A 14,632-nucleotide genomic window follows, 5' to 3' on the forward strand; every position below is an offset into this window, starting at 1 on the left:
CTTACACACACCGCGGGCCGATGCCTCAATCAGGACAGCGCACGACCCGTAACCGATCACTTGATCTCAGGGGGCAGTTATCAATGTTCAAACGACCATCCGTTCACTACGGGCGCATGCCCTCGCCGATCACGCCTTACCAAAAGGCTGCGCAGGTTTGGGACGAACGCATTGGGTCTGCCCGCGTGCAGGCCAAAAACTGGCGCTTGATGGCGTTCGGTTGCTTGATGCTGTCCGTCGGGCTTGGCGGGGGCCTGGTCTGGCATTCCAGCCGAGGATCGATCACGCCTTGGGTGGTTGAAGTCGATCATCTTGGTCAGGCCGAGAGGGTTGCGCCCGCCAACATTGACTATCAGCCGACCGACGCGCAGATCGCCTACCACCTCGCGCGCTTTATCGAGGATGTCAGAGGCCTGCCCTCGGACGGTATTGTTCTGCGCCAGAACTGGCTTCGGGCCTACGATTTTACGACCGATCGTGGGGCGGCAGCGCTCAATGACTATGCGCGCAACAATGACCCCTTTGCCAAGTTGGGCAAGGCGCAGATCTCCGTGGACGTCTCAAGCGTCATTCGCGCGTCTTCCGAAAGCTTTCGGATCGCATGGATCCAACGAACCTACGACAACGGCTCGTTGAGTTCGACCGACCGCTGGACTGCAATTCTCACGATCGTGATCGAGACGCCGCGCGACGCCGAGCGCCTGCGCAAGAATCCGCTTGGCATCTACGTCCACGCCATCAACTGGTCAAAGGAGTTGAGTCAGTGACCAAGACGCCGTCCGCCGCTCATTCGAAGCGTCCTATCCTGCTCAGCAGGCCCAATTCGCCTTGGTCCGAGTTCGTAACCTCGAATCGAGCAATTCTGTTCACGCTCCTGGTTTGTTCATCGGCGCTCGGCGGGTGTGCAACCTACATTCCGCCGCAGATCAGTTATGACGCGGAAGTCCCTCCGTTGCCCGTGTCTCCAGCGCCTCTCGATGACACATCGCGACCGCTTCACGTTCCACCGCTCTGGAAGCCGGCGCTCGGCGGCAAGTCGGGAGGAAAAGAAGAGCCCGAACCTGTGAGCCGGGTTGAGACGGCAAACAGCGCGGCCCGCGTCGAACCGCGCAAGCGGGGGTATTTCAATGCAGCGCAAATCTACGCTTACAGTCCCGGTGCGCTTTATCAGATTTACGCCGCACCGGGGCAGATCACGGATATTGCGCTCGAGGAAGGAGAGCAGTTGACCGGATCCGGACCGATCGCGGCTGGCGACACCGTCCGCTGGGTCGTGGGCGATACTGAGAGTGGGAGTGGCGATACGCGGCGGGTCCATATTCTGGTCAAGCCGACCCGCGCATCGATCGAAACCAATCTTGTCATCAATACCGACCGGCGCACCTACCTGATAGAGCTTCGCTCCCGAGAGCGACCATACATGCCATCCGTCGCCTGGTACTATCCGGAAACCGTGCGCGAACGATCGCGTTCAGTTGCCCTGAGACCCGTTCTTCCGGATCAGGCGCATCGCGTCGCCCGCTACGCGATTGAAGGGGATAGCGCGCCCTGGCGACCGGTCGCTGCATATGACGATGGCCGCAAGGTCTATGTCGAATTCCCGCAGGGGATCGTGCAAGGCGAGATGCCGCCGCTCTTCGTCATCGGACCTGACGGCAAGACCGAACTCGTCAATTATCGCGCCTACGGCAACGTGTTGATTGTCGACCGGCTGTTTGCAGCGGCCGAACTCCGGCTCGGCGGCGAGCATCCGCAGAAGGTCAGAATTGTCAGGACTGACGGGAGGCCGTCGTCATGAATACCTCGAATGGAAACGAACACGAACGAGCCATTCCACCGCAGATACAAGACCAGCAATCCAGCAGCTTTCGGTTGAGGGCAGAGCGTCCGCGTGTGACGCGGCTATCCCGGAAAGTCCTGGCGGGAGGGAGTGCTGTTGCATTGTTCGTTATCGGTGGAGCCGTTTTGTGGTCACTGCAGAATAATCGTCCTCGAAATCAAGCCACCGATGAGCTCTACAGCACCGACCATCACAACGTTGCCGACGGCATTACCACGCTGCCGAAGGACTACACCAGCGTTCCACATCAACCGATACCGCAGCTTGGTCCGCCGCTTCCTGGGGACCTCGGTCGACCGATCCTCGCGGCTCAGGGGCAGTCGCCGACAATCGGCGGTGATCCGGGCCAACAGCGCCGGGACCAGGAGACCGAAGCAGCCCGTATCAGCCATTTGTTTGCTTCGAGCAGCGGGAGAGAAATGCGGCCGACCGCAGGTCCCGCTGCGGCAAGCGACCGCGTCCTGCCACCGAGCTCAACCAGCACCGGCGTGGACGGATCTGCGCAGAACGGTCAAGAGACGAAACTCGCTTTCGTGAACGCATCCGTAGATCGTCGCACAGTGAGCCCTGACCGCATCACTAAGCCAGCTTCGCCGTATCTCTTGCAGGCCGGCACGGTGATTCCCGGTGCACTGATCACGGGAATCAGATCGGACCTTCCAGGTCAGGTCACGGCGCAGGTGACGGAGAATCTCTATGATACTCCCACCGGACGGTTCTTGCTTGTGCCCCAGGGGGCCCGCTTGATCGGCATCTATGACAGCCAGGTCACCTTCGGCCAGTCCCGCGTGCTGCTGGTTTGGACTCGTCTGATCATGCCCAACGGTCGCTCGATCGTACTAGAGCGACAGCCTGGTGCGGACAACGCAGGTTATGCAGGTTTAGAAGACCAAGTCGACAATCATTGGGGCGAGTTGTTTAAGGCAGCCGCCCTATCGACCCTTCTTGCTGTCGGAACAGAGCTTGGCTCGGGCTCCGACACGAACAGCAACGACAGCGCAATTATCCAGGCGTTGCGGCACGGTGCAGGGGATTCGTTGAACCAAACCGGCCAGCAAGTCGTACGGCGCAGTCTCAACATCCAGCCGACATTGACCATCCGTCCAGGTTTTCCGGTTCGGGTGATTGTCAACCGCGATCTTCAGCTCGAACCATACAAAGGATGATGCCGTGCCAAAGCTTAGAATTTCGGGAGTTCCCAGTGACAGGCCAGTCAGAGTAACTGCCGAACTGCCGGCAGCGGTTCATCGCGATCTTCTCGCGTACGCGGAAGCGCTTGCGCATGAGACCGGTCAGGCGATTGATCCACTTAAACTGATTGCGCCGATGCTGGGGCGTTTTATGGCCACTGATCGTGGCTTCACGAAACTGAGACGTCTATCTCAGGCACGCGATATGAGCGTTGGATAGCGTTCGGTTAGCAAGTCAATAAAATCGAGCATCGTCCTCGTTCTCTGCTCCCCAGCAAGCGAACTATTTATTCGATTGGAGCCTGTTCTCATCCGCAGCTCGCGGTAGACAAGTCCGGTGAAACTCGCTCCGGTGTCTAATCATGACCAAGCCGACCTAGAATCCTTGCTGTCGAGCCCTTTGATGGTGTCGCAGTTGATATCATGCCGTTAGAGCCGTCGACGGTCTCCTGGAAGCGAAGGCTCCACGTCAAGAGATACTCAAGCGACGCTTTGTCGCCAATTCGGGGTACCCTTGAAGACCCTCTTGGTGCATATCGCGCGAAGTCGGTAGTCGTATCGGCGAAGGCGCTGGCGCGTGCGGGAAAGGTCGTATCGCGTTGGAGATCGGGAGATGGAGATGGCTGGAGTAGGCGGCGCCATGATCGTGGCCAATGAGGACGTTGCCGAGGTCGAGAAACAGCGCGCCGATCGTTCCTCTCCGAACTTGAAAAGCATACAGTCTCCACCTCGCACGTATCGCAATGTATCGCTCAGGGGAGCGAGAACGCTGGGCGTCCGATTGCGAGCACGGCAGGCGCGATGTCGTTCTCGCCCGAACCCGCCGAGAGCGCGACAAGCTTGCATATTTCCTTCACCTCGTCGCGTTTCCTACAAGCTTATCTGCCAAGCGCGGGTCTTGCGATGATCCGAGGACTCATCAAAGACATTTATGGGGTCATCAGTCGAGCGAGAGCAAATACGAACGAGGGTTCGTCGACTGCCGTGGACCTATAGATAATCGAGCGAAGCCCTCCGGACGGGACCCCGGTTTCACGCCGCGGGCGGAGTCCATCCATTGGTATTGAGACCGAAAATTTTGGTCGGCTCCGCCATCGCCGCGCACCGTATTCCGTTACGCTAGCTCCTGCGAACGATTAGCTCCGCATTTTTGCGTGAGTCTCAATTGGTCCACGAAACCTTCAGAGAAGAAGTGTAAGAAGGCTCGCTATGACCAACGTTGAGGGATCAAGGGATGTATTTCGTTGCGTTTGCCTCGGTTACGGCAGCCGGCGTTTCGCTGTCTTATGGTGAATTGTCGCAAGAGATATTGAGAGGGCAGTTTGCTGCTGTCTGTCTGTTCGTAAACCGCGCGGAGCCGGAGACCTCCGCAGAGAGGCAGCGGTAGCGCTTGGCTCTTCGAGCGTGAAGTCCTCCCTCAAATCGAAAAAGCCATCGAACGAAACTTTCTTACGAATAGCGCTAAAACCGGGGCGTGTACGTTGTTAAACCAAAACGCTAAAATTGTTTACATGGACACGTGCATATATTGGCTCGGCGTTCACCCAACCAGATTCTATCCCGCCAGCATAGGCAGATGATAGAGTTGTGAGATTGAGGGCACTCAAATGGTCGACTCCGAATTGGCTGCCATATTGCGTGCGGTCCTGGATGAGGTTTGTGAAGGCGTATCCCGTCACGAGATCAGCATCCGAACCCACGTCGCGTGTAAACTCCTCGAAGCAGCCACGCGTGGAGAGACATCGGTCGATGCCCTCAGGGAAATCGGCCAAGCGGCGTTGACCGGAGCGCCCACGATGTGGCGGTAGCAAGTGATCCTGATCGACGCGGTCTTCCGAGAAGTGGGTACAATGGCGTGTGGGCAACAAGGTGCTTTTGTACTCTCCGTACAGAGCGTTCGCCTCAAATCAGATCTCAATTCGGCCAGCTGGGCGCTTTCCTCGCCGACATGAGAGGGACCTTGAAACAGTGTGGATCTTAAGGAGTCCTTGTCGGCGCAAATTAGATTCAAGACTTTTTTGGGGGAGGTGGCCTCGGGTGTGATGGACCGTTTAGCGACGCGGCTTGGAAGTGAATGGCGCCGCGGATCATAGGCCGGCCGGACCAGAAAGGATCGACCAGGCGGGACAACCGAATGTTCGAGGAAGGCGTACTTTTGATCGCGCGTACCGCTCTCCTTGACCCGATCTTCCTGAGGCCTTCGGACACTGGAACACTGTGTTCCGGCGCTTGAGCCAATGGAACATCAGGTCGTTTGATAGCGGACAGAGACGCTCGCAGAAAGAACCATGACCCGACAGTGGTCACTTTTGTCTATCGGGGTTCTGCCAGCGATTGAAGGGTGGTCGACTAGATCGTCGTTAGCGGGCTCATATTCACTAGAGCAATCACTCCATTGACAACCGCTCTTGATCACATGGAAGTTGCCGCTGATCACACACACTTCCTTTCCGGACGTCTATCGGGCAACTAGGACTTGATCTGCCTTCACTGATCGTCGTTCGGCCAGAATGGGTGTATTGTATCGCCGTTGCCCGAAGCACACCGCAGAGGAAGCAGCAAGCGATCAACCGTCAATGATCTTTCTGCGGTATCGACCTAGCAAGATGTTAGACATACTGCACCAATTTGAGGTGATCGTCTGTGAGGACAGGTGAACCGATGGAGGAAGCTGCATCTTGGAGGAAGGCATTCAGAACCCGGCTGGCGCGAATGCGGCCCTCGAAAGATTGCCGTGTCGGCGCGCGAGCGCGGAGAGTTGCTAACTCGGAACTGACTAGGTCAGCTGCTGCTGTGACACAATCTGAAGGGAAGAAGCCATCAGCTGACATGATAGCTTGTGCCAGTCCTAGCGTGGTGAGCCGACCCGCATAGATTAGCACGGCGCCGTCTGTCTCGCTCAGTCCGGAAAGTTCCTCCATCATAGCAGCATGGACTTGCGCCGCACCAAGAGACAGAAAAAGATCGGCTATCTCGTCACGTGTGGCTCTAGAGAGAAGGCAGCGGCCAAGATGCGACAGAAGCGCCTCGGTCGGACCTTCGAAGATGCGTAGAATGCGAGCGTCTCGATAGATTTTAGCCACGGGTGTTCCCTCGTCGTAACCCCGGCCACCTAACAGTTGGACGCACTGATCTGCGACGAGGCCGCACCATTCCGACGACAAAACCTTCGTTGCAGAAGCAAGGTGGACGTTGGGTGCGCCCTGCGCTGAGACAATTCTGCAGGATGCACCCAGCATTGCCTTCACTACTGCCCGCCGGAGTACCATCTGCTCCAATAGCTGCGCGATATAGCTGTTCTCAATCATGCGCAGCTTACCTAATCGACGATGGTTTGCATATGAGGCTGCGACCTGGAGAGCGCGCTCAAGGGCTCCAAGGCCCATGGCAGCCACACCGATACGTCCGCGGTTCATACTAGATGTTGCTGCCCCCCAGCCGTCTTGATCGCGAGAGAGCACGTAAGCACTCGGCACCTCGACATCCTGAAACTCCAGGGTATTTTGAATGATGCCGCGTAGACCGAGTGTGCGATGCTCGTGTGTGACCTTTAGGCCCGGAGCCTGTCTATCAACCAGTACGGCAACGAGCCGACCTTTCGCATCCGGACCGGAGGCTCGCGCAAAGCAAACGATCCAACGGGCCCAATCGGCAAGGCCGATCCAAATTTTGCGGCCGGAGATGCGAACTCTATCTTCGTGCATGAAAGCCGAGGTCTCGATATGCCGCGGGGCGGAGCCAGCTTGAGGCTCTGTCAATGCGAATGCGCAAAGATCGCCGCGTGTTGCACAGGACATGACGTGCCTCTGTTCAGGGATGTGCGGCGCCGCTTCGATGCAGGGCAATGCCAGGAAGTTATGAATGACGAGGGTAGAGGCAGCCGAGATGTCGAAGGACGCAGTAGCGGAGATGAGGTCGATGGCCTCTTGCAAGGGAAGAGCTATTCCGCCGTGCTCTGCTGGTGTGGTGAGCCCGAACAGTCCATGCCTTGCGAATATGCTGTGTAGTGTCGGAGGGAATGCTCGACGGTCATCCGCGTCTGCGAAATTCAACTGACTCAAATCATCGATCAAGCTGGAATATAGGCTAGGTGCGCGACGACCGTCAGGTGTGCGTTCCTTTGCTTTCCCGAATAGGCAGTGAACTTGAGTGGACATAGCCTCCCTCGAACTATCTAGATAGTATAAGGCCATATGACTTGCGCCCGCGATCGTGCCAGTCATCCTCGGGGATAACTCGATTACACACCGGTATAGCTGGATGCGAGCGTAGCGTAAGGTGCGCGTCCGAGGATAGCCGCACAACGGTTCCGCGCGCATAAGGGAGGGACTATGGTCGCTGAGACGTTCAAGGCGGCTGCGACGGGCTTCGTATCGGAGGGGTTTTCAACCGCGCGCAGGCGTTTTCCATTCCTCGGGAGGCAACTCTGCAGGTGGAACGCAGGCAGATCGGCGATGGGCGAGGACATCGGTGGGCCTGGCTTGCGGATCAACGTCGTTCAAGTGTGCGGTGGTGAGACGCGTCAGCAATAGCAGTGCGCTCCGCCCCGCGCTGAGGCAAAATCCAGTTGTGTCTTCCAATAGCGATGCCGCGCATGTTCGTTCCGCAGCGTTTATCGTTGCTGGTCAGGCAGAGTCTGCCGTCTTCAAGGGAGTGGGCTCGGCCCAGTGTTTGACGTCTAGTCGAACAGCTCTCGAAACTCAGAGGATCGCGAGAGCGCGGCGCGTCGAATCCTGTACCATTCGTGCAACTTACTTCCATCTGCAAACCTTAGTATAGGTTTTGCAACCCGTTCTATATCGCCTGCTTACCTCTGTAGAATTGAGCCACCCGTCTGGTTGTTTGTACGTTCGGAGTCGAAGCTGGATCTTCGAAGGTAGTCAGTAATCGGCAAAAGCCGTAAGCTAACTTGATTTTGTTGCGAGCCATTGAGGCGTGAGGACAGAGTTAAATGGAAACACGTGAGTCCGGGTCCGCGTTGGAGGTCCATCAGCGTATTGTTTCGTTCCTTCAGAAGCCAGATCCTGTGATCTTGGACATAGGCAGCTACGACGGAACTGACTCGTTACGTTTTCTTCAGCTTTGCCCAGAAGCTCATATCTACTGCTTTGAACCGGATCCCCGGGCGATCGCTCGGTTCAAGAAAAACATTGGTCTCTATCTCGAGAAGAGTCGTCTATCGGAGATCGCGATTAGCGACAAGAATGGTAGCGTCGACTTCCATCCAAGCAACGGAGATAGAGAGGCAAAGGATTGGGCTCTTTCTGGATCGATACGGCGACCAAAGAATCATCTTACCGAGTATGAATGGGTTCGGTTCGATAGCCCGATATCGGTTGAAACGCGACGCCTGGATGACTGGTGCGCCGAGGCCAATCTGAACAAAATTGATTTGATCTGGATGGATGTGCAAGGAGCGGAGGCTGATGTCTTCGCTGGCGGCAGGCAGACCTTAAACAATACGCGCTTCATCTACACCGAATACAGCGACAAGGAGCTTTACGAAGGTCAGCTGACCCTTCAGGCCATGCTGAAGCTTCTACCTTCATTCGAAATGGTCGCCCAATATCCTCGCGAAGTAGAGGGTGATGTGTTGCTCAGGAACAAGAGCCTTTAGAGCAACCGATTCCGCTTCCCTCACGCTACAGACCTTAGCCGCAGTCTCCGCATTGATGATAGGGCGGTGACTTGCCGAATTTGCATCGGTCTATTGAATGCGAGCGCCGCGATGGCATTTACCGAGCTTTTCATCAAACGTCCGGTACTGTCGATCGTTGTCAGTCTGCTGATCCTGCTGATTGGCCTTCGCGCGGCCGCCGTTCTGCCGATTCGGCAGTATCCCAAGCTGTCGAATACGCTCGTCACTATCACGACGTCTTATCCTGGTGCCTCCGCGGACATGATCCAGGGGTTCATCACCACTCCGCTGGAGCAGGCGGTCGCTTCGGCCGAGGGTGTCGACTACATTACGTCCTCATCGGTTCTCGGCACCTCGACGATCCAAGTCTACATCAAGCTCAATTTCGATTCCAACGAGGCGCTCACTGAAGTGCTCTCTAAGGTCAACTCGGTCAAATATCTGATCCCGAAGGAATCGAACGATCCTGTCGTCACGAAGTCTACTGGTCAGACCACCGCTGTCCTGTATATCGCCTTCTCCAGCGAAGAGCTGACGGCCAGCGCGATATCCGACTATCTCTCGCGGGTGGTACAGCCGATTATGTCAACCGTAGAAGGTGTCGCAGCGGCGGATATCCTGGGCGGCCAGACTTTTGCGATGCGGCTATGGCTCGATCCTGTAAGAATGGCAGGGCACGGAGTGTCGCCGGCTGAGGTTTCTGCTGCAATCGCCGCCAACAACTTCCAGGCCGCGGCCGGCCAGGCCAAGGGCTATTTTATTCTTTCTGATATCACGGTCGACACTGATCTGCGGAGTGTCGAGGACTTCAAGCGCATGATCGTCAAAGCCAACGACAGCGGCTTTGTGCGCATGGAGGACATTGCGGCGGTCGAGCTTGCCGCGCAGACCACAGACGTCAGCGTCGCCATGAATGGTGAGCACGCGATCTTCATCGGCGTGCAGCCAAGCCCGCAAGGAAATCCCCTGAACATCGTGCGAGGTGTTCGAGCGTTGTTTCCCGAACTGGAGCGCAATCTGCCACCGTCGCTGAAGATGAAAGTGGCCTACGACTCCACCAAGTTCATTCAATCATCGATCGATGAAGTGAAGAGCACGCTCATTGAGGCCGTCGTGATCGTGGTGCTGGTCGTCTTCCTCTTCCTGGCCTCGTTGCGGTCGGTCATCATTCCCGCCGTCACCATTCCGCTGTCGCTTGTTGGCGTCTGCAGCATGATGCTGGCGCTTGGATTTTCATTCAATCTCCTGACCCTCCTCGCGATGGTGCTTGCGATCGGACTCGTGGTGGACGACGCGATTGTCGTGGTGGAAAATATTCATCGCCATCTGGAGAAAGGCGCGCCGCCCATGCAGGCCGCCAAGATCGGCGCGCGCGAGATTGTTGGCCCCGTCGTCTCCATGACGATTACGTTGGCCGCCGTGTATGCGCCCATCGGCTTTCTCGGCGGCCTCACCGGTACGCTGTTCCGCGAATTCGCGCTTACGTTGGCGGGGTCGGTCATCGTATCTGGCGTGATCGCGTTGACGCTGTCGCCGATGATGTGCTCGGTCTTCCTGAAGCGCGCTGAGGAGGGGCGCTTTGCGACATTTGTGAACCGCGTGTTCGGCGACATGACACGCTGGTATGGCCGTAAGCTCGACCGCTCGCTCGACTATCGCCCGATTACCGGGCTGTTCGCGCTGACCATGCTGGGCCTCGTCGGCTTTCTCTATATGCATATTTCCAGGGAACTGGCACCTGAGGAAGACCAAGGCATCGTATTCGCAATATCCAAGGCGCCGAAATACGCCAACATCGACTACCTGGACTATTACGGCACCAAGGTTGACAACGCGTTCCAGAAATTTCCCGAGACCGATCTGCGCTTTGTTCTGAATGGCGTTAGCGGTCCGCAAGGCGGCATGGCGGGCATGTTGCTCAAGCCTTGGGACGAGCGCAAGCGGTCATCGATCGAGCTAAAGCCGTTGGTCCAGGCTGAGCTGTCAAAGATCGAAGGCATCAACTCATTTGCCTTCAGCTTGCCGCCGCTTCCGGGTGGGTCGGGTGGTTTGCCAGTGCAGATGGTAATCAACTCGACGCGTGGTTTCCAGGCTGTCTATGAGCAGATGTCGAAGCTGAAGGATGCCGCGCGCAACAGCGGTCTGTTCATGGTCAGCGACTCCGAACTTGAATTCAACCAGCCGGTGCTACGAATCAAAGTTGATCGCTCCAAGGCTAACAACCTTGGAATCACCATGCAGAACGTCGGTAGCGCGCTCGAGACCCTACTTGGCGGAAACTACGTCAATCGCTTCAATCTGCAGGGCCGCTCGTACCAGGTGATCCCGCAGGTGACGCGCGAGAAACGCCTGACGCCGGAATCACTGGGCAGTTATTTTCTGAAGACTGCGGCAGGTTCGATGCTGCCGCTGTCAACCGTGGTTTCCATTGAGACGGCAACTGATCCGAACGTGCTCACCCATTACAACCAACTCAATTCCGCGACCTTCCAGGCTGTACCGATGCCCGGCGTCACGATTGGTCAGGCTGTGGACTTCCTGGACGGGGAGGCAAAGAAGCTACCCGCAGGCTTCAGCCACGACTTCCTTGCCGACGCCCGCCAATATGTGCAGGAGGGCAATCAACTCGCCATCACCTTTGCATTTGCGCTCATCATCATTTTCCTGGTGCTTGCGGCGCAGTTCGAAAGTTTGCGCGATCCGCTCATCATCATGATCAGCGTACCGATGGCGATTGTTGGCGCCTTGATTCCACTTTTCTTTGGTGCTGCGACCATGAACATTTATACCCAGGTCGGACTGTTGACATTGGTCGGGCTGATTGCCAAGCACGGTATCCTGATGGTCGAGTTCGCGAATGAGCTGCAGCTCAAGGAGAGACTCGATCGCCGCTCGGCCATCGAGATGGCGGCGCGCGTCCGACTCCGTCCAATCTTGATGACCACGGCGGCGATGGTCATGGGGCTCTTACCCTTGTTGACCGCAACGGGGGCGGGCGCCGCGAGCCGTTTCTCGATCGGGCTCGTGCTCGTCGCCGGCTTGTCGATCGGCACGCTGTTCACGCTCTTCGTGCTGCCGGCGGTCTATGTCGCGATCGCGTCCGACCACCGTGCCGACGCGAGCGCCGACCACGCCGAGCTCGACCTCAGCGGGGCAGCTGATGCCCATCTGGCCAATCGATGACGCTAACGCTCCAAGCGCAGGAGCCGCGAACTACCCTTCCGGTTCGCCCGCGCCACGAATTGCTGCTGCCGCTCGACCGAGGGGCACTGGATTGCACCTCTACAGCGATCACTGAGGTCCAGCAGAACTCCTACTAGCCGGCCAGAGCCAGCGGCTGCAGTGCGCACGATCATATCCCGGACGGTGGCTCGGATGCGTCCTTTGAGAGAGTCGTTGCCAACGGTTCGTGGGAGTCGATCCTCCTGCTCGCGAAGGCGTTTGCAATTTGCAAGAAGCTCATCAGCAGCATGGAGCCATATTGGGTCAATATCGATTCCGGATGAAACTGTACGCCATAGGTTGGGTGATAGCGATGGGCGAGGGCCATGATCTCGGTTTCGTCGGAGTGCGCCGTTACCTTGAGATGTTGACTGGATGCTTCATCCAGCTCGACAACGAGCGAATGGTAGCGACCGACGCAAAGTGGAGACGGGAGTTCGCTGAACAGCCCACGGCGGTCATGCATGACGTAGGAGGACCGGCCATGCATAGGACGACGAGCGCGCACGACGCGCCCGCCGAAGACGCTGCCTATACACTGGTGTCCGAGACAAATACCGAGAATTGGGACGCGACCTGAAAGTTCGCGCACCACGGCGGTCGATATCCCAGCCTCCATTGGCGTGCAGGGACCGGGCGAAATGACCACTGCGCACGGTCTGAGGCCGACAACGTCGGCTAGGCTGAGCGCATCGTTACGGATCACCTCCGCTTCTTCACCAAGTTTACGGAAATGGCGCGCGATATTGAAGACGAACGAATCGTAATTGTCGATAATGACAATCATGATGCACCAGGTGTTGCGACCTGAAAGGCCTCAAAGATTCGCTGTGCTTTGGCGAGCGTCTCTTCGTATTCGGCCTCTGGATCCGACATCACCGTTATCCCGCCACCTGCATGAAACGCAGCCAGATCATTATCGATCGTCACAGTGCGGATCGCGATGTTTGTATCCATTTGCCCGTTGAAGCCGATGAAGCCGATCGACCCGCAATAGAGCTCTCGTGCTACTTGCTCGATATTCGCGATGATTTTCATCGCCTGCACTTTTGGAGCGCCGGTCACGGATCCTCCTGGAAAACAGGCGCGAAGCAGACTAACCGCGTCTTTGCCTGCCGCAAGTTCACCCCTCACGATCGAGACGAGATGGTGCACTGAGGCGTAGGACTCGAGGTCGCACAGCGCTGGAACGTCGACCGAATCCGCAGTGCAAACGCGCGATAGATCGTTGCGGAGGAGGTCGACGATCATGATGTTCTCGGCACGGTCTTTTTCGGATGCAAGGAGGATTTCACCGCGGCGCTGATCTTCCTTCGGGTCGGCGGAACGCGCGATCGTGCCCTTGATGGGGCGCGTTTCGACCTGCCGTCCATCAAATTTCAGGAATCGTTCCGGGGAGCTCGACGCAATGGTCAGCTCGCCATAGCGCAGGAGGGCTGCAAACGGCGCCGGGTTCACTGAGCGCAGTTGGCAGTAAAAGGAGAGCGGATCGAACAGGGGCGACACCCTGGCATTGAACCGTTGGGAAATGTTTGCCTGGAATACGTCCCCTGCTAGAATTAGATCGACGACGCGCTGGACCGCCGCGATGTAGCCTTCACGGCTGAAGTTCGAACGCCATGCGCCCGCCGTGGCAGGGATTATAATCCGCGGAACCTTTGGATTGGCAAGCAGCGCCGCAAACTCGTCGGCGCGACGACGCGCGCGCTCGGTTCGTCGAGCGGGGTCCTGCTCCGGCCATCCGGTGGAGACGATCCAGCACCTGTTGTGGTGGTGGTCGAAGCTGACGACCACGTCGTAGAAATGCAGAATCGAGTGGGGCAAGCACTGACCGGGATTTGGCGGCGCCGGCAATCGTTCCAACGTCCTGTTCAGATCGTAAGCAAAAAAGCCGGCCGCGCCTCCCTGGAAGGGCGGAAGATCAGGGCGATGTTCTTCCCGATATCTGGCGAGAAGCGTGCGAAGCACTACCCAAGGATCGCCCTGAATAGTCTCGCCATTCCAACTTGCATGTCCATCGGTAATCAAATAGGTGCTGAACGGTTCGCACGATAGATATGAATACCGCCCAAGCGCTTCATGCCGCGCTGCGCTATCAAGAAAGGCAAGGTGTGGCCGGCGCGCAAGGCATCGCAGCGCCTTGACGGGCTCGATCCACTGCAATTCACGGACGTCCATAGTGCTAGCGATCACCGATGGTTGGCGGGGGTCGAACCGATCGTCCAGAGAAAGGCCACGTTTCGTCCGAAACGGACGAACCCTTGAGGGCTGATCATCAAATTAGCCCGTGTCAGCCGGCCGGCTGCGCCGAGCAATTTGGCTTAACCCCGCCGCTCCAGCGAAATGGACGTCTGTTGATAGTTCATAATCGGCGGCAAAGCGCAGCTCCCGGAGTGGTCGTACGCGCCGGATCGCCTCCAGATACAGATTGTGCGTTTTGTACGCTGCGAGATCTCTCTCGCTGTCGAATTCACCATAGACAACGACATCGATATCATTGCCGAGTTGATCGCTCTTGCGGTTACGTGCAATTTCGAGTCGGCGTGCATGTGGAATTGTAGTGAGAACCGATAGACCGTCGATGATTTGGTCGATATCGGCCTTATCCTTGGCCGTGAAGAACACGATGTGACGGATCATGGTGACCGCAAAGATGACGCTGCAACTCGGCCGCATCCTTAGCTCGGGATCAGGCTCAGCGCAATGCTGGCGCGCCGCCTTACGGCAGAAGCAAGGGTTGCC

Annotated in this window: 10 protein-coding genes and 1 pseudogene; 7 read left to right on the top strand and 4 right to left on the bottom strand. The window is 57.4% G+C overall.

The genetic code is table 11. From position 1 onward, the window contains the following. The first annotated feature begins 83 nt into the window (after positions 1-83). From trbF to AC628_RS45075, 5 genes and pseudogenes are all read left to right on the top strand, one after another. Positions 84-767: a conjugal transfer protein TrbF gene (gene trbF / locus AC628_RS01475; RefSeq protein WP_074125000.1), complete on the top strand. Its 684-nt coding sequence runs from the start codon at positions 84-86 to the stop codon at positions 765-767. Continuing rightward, the gene (gene trbG / locus AC628_RS01480) at positions 764-1,798 is read left to right on the top strand and encodes a P-type conjugative transfer protein TrbG (protein ID WP_083632520.1); all 1,035 of its coding nucleotides are present in this window, start codon (positions 764-766) and stop codon (positions 1,796-1,798) included. The genes trbF and trbG overlap by 4 nt, the downstream gene beginning before the upstream one ends. Next, a complete protein-coding gene (locus AC628_RS01485) occupies positions 1,795-3,006 on the top strand; it encodes a TraB/TrbI/VirB10 family type IV secretion system protein (RefSeq protein WP_074125001.1) in 1,212 nt (403 codons plus the stop codon). Before trbG ends, AC628_RS01485 begins: the two co-directional genes overlap by 4 nt. A gap of 4 nt (positions 3,007-3,010) precedes the next feature. Beyond that, positions 3,011-3,250 (top strand): DUF2274 domain-containing protein, encoded by a 240-nt coding sequence (locus AC628_RS01490; protein ID WP_074125002.1) that lies wholly within the window; start codon positions 3,011-3,013, stop codon positions 3,248-3,250. Between the two features lie 1,854 nt (positions 3,251-5,104). Beyond that, positions 5,105-5,280, top strand: a pseudogene (locus AC628_RS45075) (transposase); the annotation flags it as partial. A gap of 359 nt (positions 5,281-5,639) precedes the next feature. Here AC628_RS45075 and AC628_RS01500 read toward each other — a convergent pair. Continuing rightward, positions 5,640-7,349 (bottom strand): acyl-CoA dehydrogenase family protein, encoded by a 1,710-nt coding sequence (locus AC628_RS01500; protein ID WP_083632521.1) that lies wholly within the window; start codon positions 7,347-7,349, stop codon positions 5,640-5,642. A 632-nt stretch (positions 7,350-7,981) separates the two neighbouring features. Here AC628_RS01500 and AC628_RS01505 point away from each other — a divergent pair. After that, positions 7,982-8,647 carry an FkbM family methyltransferase gene (locus AC628_RS01505; protein WP_074125005.1) on the top strand — a complete coding sequence of 222 codons (666 nt, stop codon included), beginning with the start codon at positions 7,982-7,984 and terminating at the stop codon, positions 8,645-8,647. A 111-nt stretch (positions 8,648-8,758) separates the two neighbouring features. Further along, on the top strand, positions 8,759-11,851 hold the full coding sequence (locus AC628_RS01510; protein ID WP_074125006.1) for an efflux RND transporter permease subunit: 3,093 nt from the start codon (positions 8,759-8,761) through the stop codon (positions 11,849-11,851). 169 nt (positions 11,852-12,020) lie between these two features. Here the strand turns inward: AC628_RS01510 and AC628_RS01515 are convergent, their stop codons facing one another. From AC628_RS01515 to AC628_RS01525, 3 genes are all read right to left on the bottom strand, one after another. Continuing rightward, entirely contained in the window at positions 12,021-12,677 is a 657-nt protein-coding gene (locus AC628_RS01515) for an anthranilate synthase component II (RefSeq protein ID WP_074125007.1), read from the bottom strand. Next, complete coding sequence (gene pabB, locus AC628_RS01520; RefSeq protein WP_074125008.1) at positions 12,674-14,068, bottom strand: aminodeoxychorismate synthase component I; 1,395 nt, start codon at positions 14,066-14,068, stop codon at positions 12,674-12,676. Before pabB ends, AC628_RS01515 begins: the two co-directional genes overlap by 4 nt. A gap of 102 nt (positions 14,069-14,170) precedes the next feature. Next, on the bottom strand, positions 14,171-14,530 hold the full coding sequence (locus AC628_RS01525) for a Dabb family protein (protein WP_074125024.1): 360 nt from the start codon (positions 14,528-14,530) through the stop codon (positions 14,171-14,173). Positions 14,531-14,632: the final 102 nt, after the last annotated feature.

The organism is Bradyrhizobium sp. NAS96.2, from assembly GCF_001908235.1.
In the GTDB taxonomy this organism is placed as follows: Bacteria; Pseudomonadota; Alphaproteobacteria; order Rhizobiales; family Xanthobacteraceae; genus Bradyrhizobium.

Excerpts from the sequence above, each read along its gene's own strand:
- AC628_RS01515 (WP_074125007.1), bottom strand. The coding sequence starts at position 12,677 with ATGATTGTCATTATCGACAATTACGATTCGTTCGTCTTCAATATCGCG.
- AC628_RS01500 (WP_083632521.1), bottom strand. The coding sequence starts at position 7,349 with ATGCGCGCGGAACCGTTGTGCGGCTATCCTCGGACGCGCACCTTACGC.
- pabB (WP_074125008.1), bottom strand. The coding sequence starts at position 14,068 with ATGGACGTCCGTGAATTGCAGTGGATCGAGCCCGTCAAGGCGCTGCGA.
- trbF (WP_074125000.1), top strand. The coding sequence starts at position 84 with ATGTTCAAACGACCATCCGTTCACTACGGGCGCATGCCCTCGCCGATC.
- AC628_RS01485 (WP_074125001.1), top strand. The coding sequence starts at position 1,795 with ATGAATACCTCGAATGGAAACGAACACGAACGAGCCATTCCACCGCAG.
- AC628_RS01505 (WP_074125005.1), top strand. The coding sequence starts at position 7,982 with ATGGAAACACGTGAGTCCGGGTCCGCGTTGGAGGTCCATCAGCGTATT.
- AC628_RS01510 (WP_074125006.1), top strand. The coding sequence starts at position 8,759 with ATGGCATTTACCGAGCTTTTCATCAAACGTCCGGTACTGTCGATCGTT.
- AC628_RS01525 (WP_074125024.1), bottom strand. The coding sequence starts at position 14,530 with ATGATCCGTCACATCGTGTTCTTCACGGCCAAGGATAAGGCCGATATC.